13 protein-coding genes are annotated in these 16,286 nt (G+C 33.4%); 9 read left to right on the forward strand and 4 right to left on the reverse strand.

Features of this window, described 5'->3' with window-relative positions:
- Positions 1–97 precede the first annotated feature (97 nt).
- The 7 genes from hppD (at position 98) to ABD011_RS02960 (ending at position 10,448) form a co-directional block, all read left to right on the forward strand.
- Positions 98–1,258, forward strand: coding sequence for a 4-hydroxyphenylpyruvate dioxygenase (gene hppD, locus ABD011_RS02930; RefSeq protein WP_343795647.1), 1,161 nt, complete (start codon positions 98–100; stop codon positions 1,256–1,258).
- Positions 1,259–1,407: 149 nt separating this feature from the next.
- Positions 1,408–2,187 (forward strand): DUF3108 domain-containing protein, encoded by a 780-nt coding sequence (locus ABD011_RS02935; protein WP_129759578.1) that lies wholly within the window; start codon positions 1,408–1,410, stop codon positions 2,185–2,187.
- 4 nt (positions 2,188–2,191) lie between these two features.
- Entirely contained in the window at positions 2,192–3,124 is a 933-nt protein-coding gene (locus tag ABD011_RS02940; RefSeq protein ID WP_131506220.1) for a tryptophan 2,3-dioxygenase family protein, read from the forward strand.
- Between the two features lie 14 nt (positions 3,125–3,138).
- Positions 3,139–4,428 (forward strand): peptidoglycan DD-metalloendopeptidase family protein, encoded by a 1,290-nt coding sequence (locus ABD011_RS02945; protein ID WP_343795649.1) that lies wholly within the window; start codon positions 3,139–3,141, stop codon positions 4,426–4,428.
- A 7-nt stretch (positions 4,429–4,435) separates the two neighbouring features.
- Entirely contained in the window at positions 4,436–6,058 is a 1,623-nt protein-coding gene (gene pgi, locus ABD011_RS02950; protein WP_343795651.1) for a glucose-6-phosphate isomerase, read from the forward strand.
- A 163-nt stretch (positions 6,059–6,221) separates the two neighbouring features.
- Entirely contained in the window at positions 6,222–8,786 is a 2,565-nt protein-coding gene (locus ABD011_RS02955) for a TonB-dependent receptor (RefSeq protein ID WP_131506217.1), read from the forward strand.
- Between the two features lie 12 nt (positions 8,787–8,798).
- Positions 8,799–10,448, forward strand: coding sequence for a choice-of-anchor J domain-containing protein (locus tag ABD011_RS02960; RefSeq protein WP_131506216.1), 1,650 nt, complete (start codon positions 8,799–8,801; stop codon positions 10,446–10,448).
- Between the two features lie 57 nt (positions 10,449–10,505).
- On the opposite strand, the gene gldD is transcribed toward ABD011_RS02960, so the two are convergent.
- The 4 genes from gldD to mutY all read right to left on the reverse strand — a co-directional run bounded on the left by gldD (position 10,506) and on the right by mutY (position 13,980).
- Positions 10,506–11,081, reverse strand: coding sequence for a gliding motility lipoprotein GldD (gldD, locus tag ABD011_RS02965; RefSeq protein ID WP_131506215.1), 576 nt, complete (start codon positions 11,079–11,081; stop codon positions 10,506–10,508).
- The gene (locus ABD011_RS02970) at positions 11,081–12,388 is read right to left on the reverse strand and encodes a gliding motility-associated protein GldE (RefSeq protein ID WP_129759571.1); all 1,308 of its coding nucleotides are present in this window, start codon (positions 12,386–12,388) and stop codon (positions 11,081–11,083) included. The genes gldD and ABD011_RS02970 overlap by 1 nt, the downstream gene beginning before the upstream one ends.
- Before the next feature lie 25 nt (positions 12,389–12,413).
- Complete coding sequence (locus ABD011_RS02975; RefSeq protein ID WP_129759570.1) at positions 12,414–12,857, reverse strand: single-stranded DNA-binding protein; 444 nt, start codon at positions 12,855–12,857, stop codon at positions 12,414–12,416.
- Between the two features lie 76 nt (positions 12,858–12,933).
- Positions 12,934–13,980: an A/G-specific adenine glycosylase gene (gene mutY / locus ABD011_RS02980; protein WP_343795656.1), complete on the reverse strand. Its 1,047-nt coding sequence runs from the start codon at positions 13,978–13,980 to the stop codon at positions 12,934–12,936.
- A 133-nt stretch (positions 13,981–14,113) separates the two neighbouring features.
- Between mutY and ABD011_RS02985 the strand changes: the two genes are divergently transcribed.
- The gene (locus ABD011_RS02985; protein WP_129759568.1) at positions 14,114–14,404 is read left to right on the forward strand and encodes an HU family DNA-binding protein; all 291 of its coding nucleotides are present in this window, start codon (positions 14,114–14,116) and stop codon (positions 14,402–14,404) included.
- A gap of 322 nt (positions 14,405–14,726) precedes the next feature.
- Entirely contained in the window at positions 14,727–16,271 is a 1,545-nt protein-coding gene (locus ABD011_RS02990) for an Rne/Rng family ribonuclease (protein WP_134198476.1), read from the forward strand.
- Positions 16,272–16,286: the final 15 nt, after the last annotated feature.

Here is a 16,286-nt window from a genome sequence, read left to right on the forward strand (position 1 = left end):
GGCAGTCGCTTTAAAAACTGTCCTATCGAGCGCAGTCGAGATACAGTTTTTAAGAGCTCCAACAAACTGCCTCAATCAGGGCTAAAAAATAAACAAAATGAGCAAAAACATAGAATCAGTAAACTACGGACTGGAAAAAATATTTGAAGGAGCAGAAGACTTTCTACCTTTATTAGGGACCGACTACGTGGAGTTTTACGTTGGTAACGCTAAACAAGCAGCACACTTTTATAAAACCGCTTTCGGGTTTCAATCTTACGCATACAAAGGTTTGGAAACAGGAAGCAAAGACACAGTATCTTATGTCTTAAAACAGGACAAAATACGCTTGGTTTTAACCACTCCATTAAACTCTAAACACCCAATTAACGACCATATTGTAAAACATGGCGATGGTGTAAAAGTAGTTGCACTTTGGGTTGAAGATGCTCGTAGTGCTTACGAAGAAACCACATCGCGTGGCGCAAAATCGTACATGGAACCTACAGTTGAAACCGATGAGTTTGGAGAAGTGGTAAGAGCAGGTATTTACACCTATGGAGAAACCGTTCACATGTTTGTAGAACGTAAAAACTATAAAGGTCAGTTTATGCCAGGGTTTGTGAAATGGGAATCTGATTACAATCCAGAACCAGTTGGCTTAAAGTATATTGACCACATGGTTGGTAACGTAGGTTGGGGCGAAATGAATACTTGGGTAAAATGGTACGAAGACGTCATGGGCTTTGTAAATTTCCTGTCTTTTGATGACAAGCAAATCCACACCGAATACTCTGCTTTAATGAGTAAAGTAATGAGTAATGGTAATGGTCGCATTAAATTCCCAATAAACGAACCTGCTGAAGGAAAAAAACGCTCACAAATTGAAGAATATCTAGATTTTTATGAAGGTCCAGGAGTTCAACATATAGCTGTAGCTACTGATGATATCATAACAACAGTTTCGCAGTTGCGTTCTCGAGGTGTTGAGTTTTTATCTATTCCACCAGAAGAGTATTACAAAGCAGTTCCTGGTCGATTGGAAGAATTTAGTCATGAATTACGTGAAGATATCGAAACGTTAAAAAGTTTAGGTATCATGATTGATGCTGATGAAGAAGGCTATTTATTACAAATATTCACCAAACCAGTAGAAGATAGACCAACGTTATTCTTTGAAATTATTCAACGTATGGGAGCAAGAGGTTTTGGAGCTGGAAACTTTAAAGCTTTGTTCGAATCCATTGAAAGAGAGCAAGAAAAGCGCGGAACATTATAACAAATGTTTAACAATTACAGTATCAAAAAACTCCGCTAAAATATTGTGGAGTTTTTTTGTTTTAATACTTTTGGAACAGTAATTGTAATTTGTAGTTTATAACAATAAAATGTAAGCAAATAAGTTACATTTACAATCTTGTATAGATCATGAAAAAATTACTACTTATAATAGTTGCCCTGTCTTTTATGCAAACGTCTTTTGCTCAAGAGAAAACTGCATTTCAAGATGGAGAATGGTTTAAGTTTAGAATGAGTTACAGTGGCTTTTTAAAAGCTGGTAACGCAACATTAACAGTAGATGAAACTACCCTTAATGGTAAGCAAGTATACCATGTGGTTGGTAAAGGATGGACAACTGGAGCTATAAAGTGGTTTTTTAAAGTGAAAGATCGCTATGAAAGCTATTTTGATAAACAAACAGGACTTCCATATAAATTTATAAGAAAAATAGATGAAGGTGGTCACACAAAAGATATTGAAATAGACTTTGACCATAAAAAAAGGCAAGCTCATGTTGAAAATAAAAAACACAATACCAAAAAAGTAATTGCTACAGAGAAAGATGTACAAGATATGGTGTCTGCGTTTTATTTTTTACGTAATAACTATAAAACCGAATCTATAAAAGAAGGAGACATGGTCTCTCTTAATATGTTTTTCGATGAAGAAAACTTCAATTTTAAATTGAAATTTCTAGGAAGAGAAACTATAGATACTGAATTTGGAAAAGTAAAAACACTAATATTCAGACCATACGTTATGGCAGGACGAGTGTTTAAAGAACAAGAAAGTTTGACGCTTTGGGTAAGTGCAGACGAAAATAAAATACCATTAAAAATTAAAGCAGATTTAGCTGTAGGATCATTAAGAGCAGACTTAGAAGCTTTTAAAGGACTAAAGCACTCCTTTCAAGTACAATTTGATTAATACCATGTCTAACCAACAAGATTACGATACAATAATAGAAGCACTTCAACAGAAGTACAAAGCCATAAATCAAGATACCGAAGACCATTTATATGGTCTTTTGTACAGTAAACCCATTACTTATTGGGATTATATTCAAACCGATGCACTTTTAAGCCTACAAACGCAACGTACCACGTTACCAGATGAAATGGTGTTTATCGCCTATCATCAAATTAACGAGCTTATCTTTAAAATGATTTTGTGGGAAATTCAGCAAGTAGCCGAAAAAGAAGAATTAGATGCTACGTTCTTTGAAGGAAAAATAATGCGTATAAGTCGTTATTTTGATATGCTTACCACCTCATTCAATATTATGAGAGAAGGTATGGAAATAGAACAGTACATGAAGTTTAGATATACTTTAACACCTGCGAGTGGTTTTCAAAGTGCGCAATACAGATTGGTTGAATTTGCTTCAACCGAATTGATAAATTTAATTGACTATAGGTTTAGAGCCTCTATTGATCGAAATACACCTTACACGCATGCTTTTGAGCATTTGTATTGGCAAGCAGCAGGTAAAGATTATAAAACTGGTAAAAAATCAACACTTTTAGTTAATTTTGAAAAACGCTACAAAGATGAGTTTTTAAGGTTTATGGAAAGTTATAATACCAAAAACCTTTGGACGCGTTTTAAAGAATTGCCAGAAAAAGATCAAAAAGATGAAGATCTTGTTAAGGCAATGAGACATTACGATTACACTGTAAACGTTACATGGGTTATGGCGCATTACAACGCTGCAAAACACTATATTGAAAGCGGTACAGGTGATGGCGAAGCTACTGGAGGAAGCGATTGGAAAAAATACATGCACCCAAAATATCAAAGACGTATATTTTTTCCTGAACTTTGGACCAAAGAAGAATTGGATAATTGGGGAATGGACGTATAAAATCAATCAAAATAATGCAATCAAAAAAATTATTAATAGCACTTTTAATTTTCACTTCAATTTTATCATGTAAGGATGATGAAAAAGAAAAAATTGAAGAAGTTCCGCTACAAACCTTTGTTGAACCTGAAGGAATTAAAGAGTTTGGGTTTAATCTTAACGATTATATTGTAAAAAGAGACACTATTAAATCAGGAGATAGTTTTGGTGTTATCTTAGAAAGAAACAATTTAGGGTATCCAAAAATTTTTCAAATTGCTGAAAGAGCTAAAGATACTTTTGATATCACAAAACTGCAAGTAGGAAAACCTTATACCTTGTTATGCGCTAAAGATTCTATACAAACGCCTAGGTGTTTTATTTATCAACCTAATAAAGAAGAGTATGTGGTTGTGAATTTTCACGATTCCATTCATGCTTACACTAGTCGAAAACCAATAAAGTATGTCGAAAAAGTTGCTACAGGAACTATTTCTAGCAATATTTCAGAAGCTTTAGAAGAGCAAGGTTTAAGCCCTAGATTAGCATTTAAAATGGCTGACGAAATATATGCTTGGACTATTGATTTTAGACGCTTACAACCAGGAGACAGGTTTAAAGTAATTTATACTGATAAGTATATTGATGACAGTATTTATGCAGGTGTGCATAATATTAAAGCTGCCTTTTTTGAGCATAACAAAGAGCCTTTTTACGCATTTCAGTTTGAAACAGATTCTACTAAAGGTATTAAAGATTACTTTAACGAAGAAGCTAAAAACCTAAGAAGAGCCTTTTTAAAAATGCCTGTTAAGTATGGTAGATTGTCTTCTCGCTATAATTTAAAAAGACGTATAGCCTATTACGGTTATAAAATTAGACCTCACAAAGGAACAGACTTTGCTGCTCCTGTTGGTACTGAAATTATGGCAACAGCAAATGGTACTGTAACTGAATCTAGACGAAAAGGAGGAAATGGTAATTATGTTAAGATTAGGCATAATGCAACCTACTCTACTCAATATTTGCACATGAGCAGACGAAAAGTTAAAGTAGGCGACTATGTAAAGCAAGGCGACGTTATCGGTTGGGTAGGAATGACAGGTAATACAGGAGGACCACACGTATGTTATCGTTTTTGGAAAAACGGAAAACAAGTAGATCCTTTTAGAGAAAAACTACCTGAAGCTGAGCCAATTACTGATAGCTTAAAGGTTAGATATTTAGAATACATAAAACCAATAAGAACCCAATTGGATAATATTCTATTTGAAGAACAAGAACCTGAAATCGAATTAGCAATAGAGGACGATATAATATCATAAGTATATAATGGCACTAAAAACAATCAACCCTACAACTACAAAATCTTGGAAAAAATTAGAAGAGCATTTTAACAATGTTAAAGATGTTCACATGAAGCAATGGTTTGCTCAAGATGCAGAAAGAGCAAATAAAATGACCATAAAATGGGAAGATTTTTATGTAGACTATTCTAAAAACAGAATAACTGAAGAAACGCTAAACCTTTTACTAGAGTTAGCTAATGAAGTTGATTTAAAAGATGCTATTTCAAAATATTTTGAAGGCGATATCATTAACGAAACCGAAGGAAGAGCGGTACTTCATACTGCTTTAAGAGCTCCAAAAACAGCTGAGGTTTTAGTAGATGGAGAAAATGTTATCCCAGAAATTTATAGTGTTAAAGAAAAGATTAAAGATTTCACTAATAAAATTGTTAATGCCGAATTAAAAGGATATACAGGAAAAGCTTTTACTGATGTTGTAAACATTGGTATAGGTGGTTCCGATTTGGGTCCTGCAATGGTAGTCGATTCTTTGTCATATTATAAAAATCATTTAAAAACGCATTTTGTAAGTAATGTAGATGGAGATCATGTTAATGAAGTTATCAAAAACTTAAATCCAGAAACAACACTATTTGTTATAGTGTCCAAAACATTCACCACACAAGAAACGCTTTCTAACGCAACAACTATTAGAAAATGGTTTTTAGAAAAAGCGCCAGATAATGCAGTTGCTAAACATTTTGTAGCTGTATCTACAAATATTGAAAAAGTAAAAGCTTTTGGTATTGACGAAAACAATATTTTTCCAATGTGGAATTGGGTAGGTGGTCGTTTTTCGCTTTGGAGTGCTGTAGGACTATCAATTAGTTTGTCGGTTGGTTTTGAAAACTTTGATAAACTGCTTCAAGGAGCTCATAAAATGGATGAGCATTTCAAGACTGAAGACTTTGATAAAAATATACCAGTAATTGCAGGCTTGTTAAGTGTGTGGTACAATAACTTTTTTAATGTAGAAACCGAAGCCATTATCCCTTATACACAATACTTAAACCAGTTTGCTACCTATTTGCAACAAGGTATAATGGAAAGTAATGGAAAAAGTATTGACAGAAGCGGAGAACCTATAAACTACCAAACAGGAACTATTATTTGGGGAGAACCAGGAACTAATTCGCAGCACGCATTTTTTCAATTAATACATCAAGGTACAAAAATAATTCCTGCAGAATTTATAGGTTTTGCTAAATCTTTACACGGTAATCAAGACCATCAAGATAAGTTAATATCTAACTTTATTGCGCAAACCGAAGCCTTGTTAAATGGTAAATCAAAAGAGCAAGTAATTGCTGAAGGTGCTCCTGAAAAATTAGTGCCTTTTAAAATATTTGAAGGTAACAAGCCTACAACTACAATTTTAATAAACCAATTAACACCTGAAAGCTTAGGAAAGCTAATTTCATTATACGAGCATAAAATATTCGTTCAAGGTGTAATTTGGAACATTTTTAGCTACGATCAGTTTGGTGTAGAGCTTGGTAAGCAACTGGCAAATGCAATTTTAAAAGACATTGACGAAAAAGAAATTGTTAATAAACACGATGCATCTACGCTTAACCTTTTAAAATTCTACAAAAATTTAACATAAAAATTGTTAAAAAGTTCTTGATAGTTTAAAGGCGTTAATAACTGATAACCTCAATATTATAGGTAACTTCTATCGGTTTAATTCTTAACATTTAGGTAATATATTATTTCCTTTAATGCGTAATTTTGCCAAAAAACTAATTCAAATTTTTTAATAATTCAGTATGAAAAAAATTACTCAATTTTTATCGATTGTCGTACTAATGCTTTTTACGACAATTGCTTTTTCACAAAGCACTATTACAGGTAAAGTTATTGGTTCAGACATGAATGAACCATTACCTGGAGCAAATGTTATTGAGAAAGGAACATCAAACGGAACAACAACAAACTTTGATGGAGAATTTTCAATTACAACTAAAGCATCTTCGGGTGAGATTACTATTACTTATGTTGGTTACACAACAAAGACTATTGCTTTTAATGGTAATCAAGATTTAGGTGAAATCATTTTACAATCTAGCGAAGTAGGTTTACAAGAAGTACAAATTATTGCTTCTGTAGCAGTAGACAGAAAAACACCTGTTGCTGTATCTACTGTTAAGGCTGCTGACATTGAGTTAAAATTAGGAACTCAAGAATTTCCTGAAGTATTAAAATCTACTCCAGGTGTATATGCAACTAAGTCTGGTGGTGGATTTGGTGACGGTCGTATTAACTTACGTGGGTTTACGTCTGAAAACGTAGCTGTAATGATTAATGGTGTACCAGTAAACGATATGGAGAATGGTCAAGTATACTGGAGTAACTGGGCTGGTTTATCTGATGTTACAAGCTCAATGCAAGTACAAAGAGGTTTAGGAGCTGCAAGAGTAGCTGTGCCTTCTGTTGGTGGAACTATCAACATTTTAACTAAAACTACTGATGTTGAAGCTGGTGGAAATTTTTACACAACTTTAGGTAACGATGGTTACAAGAAATTTGGAGTGACTTATTCTACTGGTTTAATGGATAACGGTTTTGCTGCAACAGTTTCTGCTTCTAAAACAGATGGTGAAGGATATGTAGATGGAACTCAATTTAATGCTGTTTCTTATTTTGTTAACTTATCTAAGCAAATTAATGACGCACACAAATTATCTTTCACAGCTTTTGGAGCTAAACAACGTCACGGTCAAAGACAAAACCGTCATACAATTGCAACTTATAGAGATAGCGAAAGAGGTAAAAAATACAACTCTGATTGGGGTTACAAAAATGGAGAAGTTGCTTTTATAGAAGATAACTTTTACCACAAACCACAAATATCTTTAAACCACTATTGGGATATAAATGATAACACTAGTCTTTCTACTGCAGCTTACGTTTCTTTTGGCTCTGGTGGAGGAGGAGGAACTCTTGGTAGCGATGGTGAAGTTGCTGGAGATGGTAGATCTAAATTTACTAGTGATGACTATCGAATAGGAGAGTTTGGTCCTTTAGATTTCGACAGAATAATTGACGAAAACATTGCTCTTGGAGCTAACGGTTCAACTGCAGCATTAAGAGCTTCTCGTAATGACCACAACTGGTTTGGAGTTATTTCTACATTAAAAACTAACCTTAACGATGATTTAGTACTTTTAGGAGGTTTAGACTTTAGAAATTATAAAGGTATTCACTTTAGAGAAGTAACTGATTTATTAGGAGGTCAATTCATTATCAACGAAGATAACGTAAACAACCCAACAGGAATTGCTAGAGTAGGTGATAAAATTTCTTACTATAACGATGGTCTTGTAGGTTGGGTTGGAGCTTTTGCTCAGTTAGAGTATGACGTTAATGAAAAATTCAACACATTTATTGCATTAAACGCGTCTAACACTTCTTACAAAAGAAAAGATTACTTCTTATACACTCCAGACGATCCATTAAGAGAGACTGATCGTTACAACTTCTTCGGTTTTGGAGCAAAAGGAGGTGCTAACTATAGACTTACTGATAACCACAACGTATTTGTTAACTTAGGATACTTTGAAAAAGCTGCCGATTTTGACGCTGTATTCCCTAACTTTAACAATGAGGAAATTAATGAGGATGCTGAAAACCAAAAAATTCTAAGTTTTGAGTTAGGATATGGATATAGAAGTGATAAGTTATCTGCAAATGTTAACTTATACAGAACAGCTTGGAGAGATAGAACAGAGACAATCGGTTTCCAATTAAATGAAGACGAAACAGGGTTTGCTAATATTTTAGGAATTAACGCTGTTCACCAAGGTATTGAGGTAGACTTTGTATATAGAGCTACTGATAAATTAGATATCACTGGTATGGCGTCTTTAGGAGACTGGAGATGGGAAGAAGATGTAACAGGTGTTCAAATCTTAAATGAAGAGCAAGAAGTGGTTGATACAGTAGACTTATATATCGAAGATACTCCTGTAGGAGATGCTGCTCAAACTACTTTAGCTTTAGGTATTAACTATAAATTTGGTGCTGATACTAGATTAATAGTAGATTATAATTATTTTGATCGTTTATATGCTGATTTTGACCCAAGTGATAGAGGTACTGAAGGTGCTCCAGATCCATGGGAAGTTCCAGCGTATGGTGTTTTTGATGCTGCATTAACTCACGGTTTCTCTTTTGGAGAGTTCGATGCTTCTTTAACAGCGAGAATAAACAACGTATTTGATACTGAATACATTGCTGATGCTTTAGACGGAACAGGTTCTAATGCTCAAACAGCACTTGTTTATTACGGATTTGGAAGAACATTTAGTGTAGGCGCAAAACTTAAATTTTAAAAAAATAGAACAATGAAAAGAATAGTTTATTTATTAACAATTGTAGGAATCATCTTTGTAGGATGTAATCCTATGGAAGACATCAATAATGAGATAGATGCAATTGACAACCCAGTTGTTGGAAATGCAGAATACACATTAACAGATGATGATTACGAAGATCTTGAACTAGGTTTTGGTAGCTTCGACTCTGAAGACCAAGCTAGAGAATTGTTACCAGATTTCCTTGCAGGATTATACCCATTTTGGGGAGATGGTTCATCAGTAGTAGTAGGGTACAACCTTTATGTTGGAAATGCTGAAGGTGTAAGTGATTTTACTGGAGCTGATATTTATGAATTCACAAATTCTGATTATGCTACAACAGGTAGTGATGCTTTTGGTTTCTATCCTAATGTAAATGCTACTAACGAAATTCCTGCAATATTAGATGCTCAAATAGCTAGTCCAACTGAAGGACAAATAGTTTTAGCTAAATACGATCAATATACAGAAACTCCTGAAGTAGGTTTAGCTGACTTAGTAGCTTACAACTTTGCAGGAAGCATGGAAGGATGGACTGTTGCTGAAGAATCAGGAGCTGATGATGTTTGGACTTCTCAATCAGGATATGTTCAAGGTAACGGATATTTTGGAACTCAAATAGCTAATGAAGAGTGGTTAGTATCGCCTTCAATTGATTTATCAGGAGAAAGTGATTTGAAATTCCAAATCACTCAAGAGTTAGATTTCGCTGGAGATACATCTTTAATCAAAATCTTAGTTTCAACTGATTATACTGATGATGTTTTAACTGCAACTTGGGATGAAATTACTTTAGCTAACCCAGCAACAGGTGATATGGCTTCTTCCGAAGATTATGATTTTTCAGCTTATGATGGAGAAACAATTAACGTTGCATTTAGATATGAGTCAACTGATAGTGATGCTGCTAGATGGAGAATTGCAAGTTTAAAAATTAAAACTCTTGGTGCAACAGGAGACACTAACTCTAAAGGAGAATACTTTATGTATTCTGGAGGTACTTGGGTAGCTGTTGAAGGTGTATACTATTTAAGTTCTGATGATTTTGATGCAATGGGAGAAGGTTCTGGTCAACCAGGTCAATACGATAACTTTAGTAGTTCTGTATCACCAAACAACTACTTGCCAGCGTTTATGGAAATCACTTTCCCTTACGGTCAAGAAGATGAAGAAATGTTTATTATTTATGACTATTTCTCTAGTTCTACTGGAGCGCAAATTAGAGGAAACCTTTACACTGTAACTGACGGTGTTTGGACAGGTCACGAGTCTACTATCGAAACAACTTTACAGTTTGGACATGATGGTACTGAGTGGCTACCTGATAACACAATTCAATACACATTAACAGGAACTGATTACTCTTACGTAGCAACAAATTATGCTGAAGTAGAAGGGTTTGAAGCTGCTGCAGGTAACTTAGCATCATTTGGTAACTTTAACAGAACTGGTGGTGGTACTAGCTGGAGTGATGAAATGATGTTTACTGTATTAACAGATTTATTAGCTAATGTTATTGCTCCTACTGCTGAAGAAGGTCAAAAATATGTATTAAGCTATGATGTATATGTTGGTAGTGGTGCAGTTGAATCTTTAAGCCTTATCAAAGAAGGTGGTGAGTGGATATTGAACGAATAATAACAGATATCACTATAAAAAAAAACCGCTGAAATACTTCAGCGGTTTTTTTTTATTTTATTGTCTCCATTTTATGGTTTCCATTATGTGCTTAATGTCGTTTTTTAAATACACAGCAGCAGGATAAATGGAGTCGTAATTAGGTTTTGCATAAAAGTAAAGTGACCCTGTTAAAAAGTGATTAATGCTATCAGTAACATAAAATTGAGATTGCGATGCAGCATTACCACCAACCTCATAAAACATTCCAAAAACGCTTTGCTTTTCATTCTCATAAGGCTGTTCAACGATTTCATCAGCTTTACTAACATGTTTTAGAGTTAAACTTTGAGCATCTCTTAGTAAATTGTTTAAGTTGTCTTCGGTAACTTTTTTATAGGTAAGATAGATAGTTCCTTTCATTGAAGGATAGTTTATATCAATACCATAAGCATTTCTATTCTCGTCAATTTTAATTGAAGAAATACTATCAGAAAGTGTATTTTTTTCAAATGAAAACGGAAGAATAGTGTTTGTGCGCTTATACTCAGCAGCAGGATAATCTAAACGAAGATAACCATTAGGTTTTGGTACTGGATCGTCGCCACAAGACATGCATAAACTTGCTAAGACAGGTAAAATGAGCTTCTTCATTAATCTAATATTGTAAACTTTACTTGTTTTATTCTCTTTTTGTCAAGAGCTTCAATAGTGAAAACGTAGTTTTTGAAATTTATTTTACTTCTCACTCTTGGAAATATACCAGAAATCTCTAGGACAAAGCCTGCAACGGTTTCAGCTTCTCCTTTAAACTCTTCAAAGTCTGAGTCGTCTTCTAACGAGATAATTCTATAAAAATCCTTTAAAGGTGTTTTACCTTCAAACAAAAAGTTTTTATCATCAATTATAGTGTAAATAAGGTCTTCATCGTCAAACTCATCACTAATATCTCCAACTATTTCCTCAATAACATCTTCTAAAGAGACCAACCCTGATGTGCCTCCATACTCATCAACTACAACTGCAAGATGTACTTTTTTAGTTTGAAATTCAACCATTAAATCATCTAGTTTTTTATTCTCAGGAACAAAAAATGGTTCGCGTAGCAAACTAGTCCAATCAAACTGCTTTCGGTCAATATAAGGCAATAAATCTTTTACATATAAAATACCAACAACAGTATCTATGCTTTCTTTGTAAACAGGAATTCTAGAATACCCATTTTTTACAATTTCAGGAATAATTTCGGAGTATTTCTGTTCAGAATTAAGTGCGAAAATATCCATTCTTGGTCGCATAACTTGTTTGGTGTCGGTGTTTCCAAAAGAAACGATTCCTTGTAATATTTTATGTTCTTCGGTAGTGGTGTCTTGTTCGCTAGTGAGTTCTAAAGCTTGTGAGAGCTGGTCTACACTAATGTTGGACTTTTGTTTTCCAAGCCTATTTTGAATAGTAATGGTAATAAAACGCATAGGCATACTCACAGGTGTAAAAACAACATCTAAAAAGCGCAAAGGGACAGCCATAAAAGATGAAAACTTTACCCTATTTCTACTCGCATAAATTTTAGGAAGAATTTCACCAAATAGTAAAATTAAAAAGGTAATAACCACCACTTCTAATAAAAAACGTACCCAAGGGACTTGTATGCTATGAAATAAGCTTTCTCCTAAATAAGCAAACAAGATTACAATACCAATGTTTATAAAATTGTTAGCAACAAGTATGGTTGCCAAAAGTTTTTTTGGGCGTTCCAAAAGGTTAGAAATTATATTGAAAGTGTTAGGTTTTTCGTCTAAACCTGTATCAATATCAGATCGTGTTAAAGAGAAAAAAGCAACTTCGGCTCCAGAGATAAGTGCAGAGCAAGTTAGCAAAACTACAAGCAGAATAATTCCCGAAATTAACGGAAGGTTTACTGAAATTAATGTTATTATTAAACTCGAGGGTTCAGGGTCCAATTCTAAAAAATTTGGTTAAACATAATTAAAATGGCAAATCATCATTATCATCAACCATTGGTTCAGAACTACTATTGGCAGTTGGTTGTGGTTTTTGTGGTTGAGGTGTAGGGCTGTTTTGTTGAGATTCGCTTTTAGTAGTTAAAAACGTAAAGTCTGTACATTGTATTTCGGTTGAATACCTGTCCATGCCTTTATCGTCTTGCCACTTTCTAGTTTTTATACGACCCTCAACATAAATTCTATCACCTTTGGTTAAATATTTTTCGCAAATTTCAGCAGCTTTATTTCTAACCACTATATTATGCCATTCAGTATTAGTAACCCTTTCGTTAGTTTGCTTGTTGGTGTAGGTTTCGTTTGTAGCCAAAGGAAAACGACCAACACAGTTTCCACCTTCAAAATAATGCAGTTTTACTTCATCTCCCAAATGCCCAATGAGCATTACTTTATTTAAGGTTCCAGACATAATTAAAATTTAAGTTAGCAAAATTAGCCATTTTAAAATGACTTTTTTAAAAGTAATAAAAAAATATGAGTCTTTACTAAACAGGAAAATTAAAATCGTTTAAAAAGTTACTTATTAAAACTGGAGTAGGATAATTGTGTAACTCAGTAATATAAATTCCTTCTTCAGGCAAGGTGTTAACTTCAATGATCCAAAATTTAGTATGTAAATGTTGATGCGATAGTTTATGTATAATTTCAGTCTCATTATATAATGTAAAGTCATAACGCTGACCATTAAAAAAATCTTTAACCAAAGGATGTGTTTTAAAATCGTCAACACTTAAACTAGATTTAGTTTCAACTAACGGAAATTGATATAGGTTTTTCCAAATACCTTTACCTGTTCGTTTATTGAATACAGTTTTTTTATCAGAAGAGATACACACCAAAAAGTTAAAGTGCTTTTTACTCACTTTAGTTTTCTTGAGTTTAACAGGTAGTTTAGAAATGGTATCATTTTTTAAAGCTTCACAACTAGAGTTAAAAGGGCAACGAGTACACTCAGGATTTTTAGGCTTACATTGTGTAGCGCCAAACTCCATAATGGCTTGGTTAAAATCAGCAGGATTATTGGTGTCAATAAGCTCTGTTGCCAAAGCCTTAAAAGTTTTAAAGCCTTCGGTAGTGTTTATTGGAGTCTCAATACCATAGTGTCTAGATAAAAACCGATATACGTTACCATCTACAACAGCAGTAGGTTCATTAAAACAAATTGAAGCTATTGCACTTGCAGTATAATCTCCTATACCTTTTAATTTAAGTAGCTCCTTGTATGTGTTAGGGAAAATCCCATTTAGTTCGTTTACAATATATTTTGCAGTGAAATGGAGGTTTCTGGCTCTAGAGTAGTAACCTAAACCTTGCCATAGTTTTAAAACCTCTTCTTCGCTGGCATTAGCTAAGTCGAAAATAGTAGGAAAATTAGTAACAAAAGCTTCATAATATGGTAAACCTTGCTTAATTTGGGTTTGCTGCAAAATTATTTCGGATAACCAAATGTAATATGGGTTTTTGGTTTTTCGCCATGGAAGTTCACGCTTATTTACTGAATACCAATTAGTTAAAATTTCTTTAAAATTCATTTAAATTTCTAAATATTGACAAAAATAAATCTTTACAACGTTAAATTTTAATTAATTAGGCTTGAAATATTGAAATTAAAATTCCTATATTTGCATCCCTTATAATTAATAGTAACCCAAAAATTAAATAACTATGACTAAAGCTGATATAGTAGCTAGAATTTCTGACAAGTTAGGAATTGAAAAAGGAGATGTACAAGCAACAGTAGAGACATTCATGGAAGAAGTAAAAACCTCATTAGAAGGTGGAGACAATGTTTACCTAAGAGGTTTTGGAAGTTTTATTATCAAAACAAGAGCAGAAAAAACAGGAAGAAACATTTCTAAGAATACAACAATTAAAATTCCTGCTCACAACATACCAGCATTTAAGCCTGCTAAAGTATTTGTAGAAGGTGTAAAGACAAATGTTGAAGTTAACTAAGACATTATAAAATAAATATTAATTAAAAAAGACAACAATTTATGCCAAGTGGTAAAAAAAGAAAAAGACACAAGGTAGCTACGCACAAGCGTAAAAAAAGACGTCGCGCTAATCGACACAAAAAGAAATAAAGTTGAAAAAGTAGTTTTTAAGCTACTTTTTCAATTTTTTAAAACAAACGTTCTTTGATATAAAATCCATAATACTTTACGTTTACCTTCGTAAAATATGGGTTTAACGGATTTAACATCCTGTGTCAAAAAATAAAGTACAATCCATCTATCGTGGTCATTTATGACCATGGTGGATTTAAATTTACAATATGGAGAATGAATTGATTATAAGATCGAGTTCAGATATTGTTGATTTTGCCTTATTAAAAGATGGAAAACTTATTGAATTACATAAAGATGAAGAGGATAACAACTTCTCGGTTGGTGATGTGTTTATAGCCAAAATACGTAAAGTTGTTCCTGGTTTAAATGCTGCATTTGTTAATGTAGGTTATGAAAAAGATGCATTTTTGCATTATCATGATTTAGGACCAAAATTACCTTCACTTTTAAAATTCGTAAAACGTGTAAGCACAGGAAAACACACAGATTTTTTACTCAAAAACTTTCAGTTTGAAAAAGATATTGATAAAAACGGAAGCGTTACTAACGCCTTAAAGTCCAATCAATCAATATTAGTACAAATTGTAAAAGAACCAATTTCAACCAAAGGACCTCGCATTAGTAGTGAGTTGTCCATAGCTGGTCGTTATATTGTTTTAGTACCATTTTCTGATAGAATTTCAATTTCTCAAAAAATTGAATCGAAAGAAGAAAAAGATCGTTTAAAACGATTGGTAAAAAGTATAACACCTAAAGGTTTTGGAGTTATAGTTCGTACTGTAGCTGAAGGACAAAAAGTTGCAGAACTAGATAGAGATTTACAAAACTTACTATCTAGGTGGAAAGCAATGTGTAAAAAACTTAACAAAGCACATCACCCAAGCAAAGTACTTGGAGAAATGAACAAAGCCTCTTCTATTTTAAGAGATATATTTAATGATTCATTTTCTAGTATTGTTGTGGATGATGAAGAGTTGTACGTACAAATAAAAGATTATGTGCAAGAAATTGCACCAAAAAAAGAGTCTATAGTAAAGATGTACAAAAATGGCGTACCAGTTTTTGAAAAATTTGGTATAGAACGTCAAATAAAAACATCTTTTGGACGCACAGTATCAATGGCAAAAGGTGCCTACTTGGTTATTGAACATACCGAAGCACTACATGTTATTGATGTAAACAGTGGTAATCGATCTAACAAAGAAAAAAACCAAGAAGACACTGCTCTTGAAGTTAATATGATATCAGCATCTGAAATTGCTCGACAATTGCGTTTACGTGATATGGGAGGAATTATTGTAGTTGATTTTATTGACATGAACAAAGCAGAAAACCGAAAAACACTGTACAATCATCTTCGCGAAGAAATGAAAGATGATAAAGCAAAACATAAGATATTACCTCCGAGCAAGTTTGGGCTAGTACAAATTACCAGACAGCGTGTACGTCCGGAAAGGAATATTAAAACTAAAGAAGAAAACCCTAATGGTAATAATGGTGACGAAATTGAAGCACCAATTAAAATTGTGAATAAAATTACACAAGACCTTGAAAGGATTTTCAATAAAGACTATAAAAAGGTGACTTTAAACACACATCCTTTTATAGCAGCCTTTTTAACCAAAGGTTTTCCATCCATTAGAACAAAATGGTTTATGGAACATAAAAAATGGGTAAAAGTGTTACCTAGAGATGCTTACACATATCTTGAATATCATTTTTTTGACAAAAATGGTAAGGAAATCAAATAATATCTAAAACCCCTT

This window comes from Gaetbulibacter jejuensis (genome assembly GCF_039524015.1).
GTDB classification, from domain to species: Bacteria; Bacteroidota; Bacteroidia; order Flavobacteriales; family Flavobacteriaceae; genus Gaetbulibacter_B; species Gaetbulibacter_B jejuensis.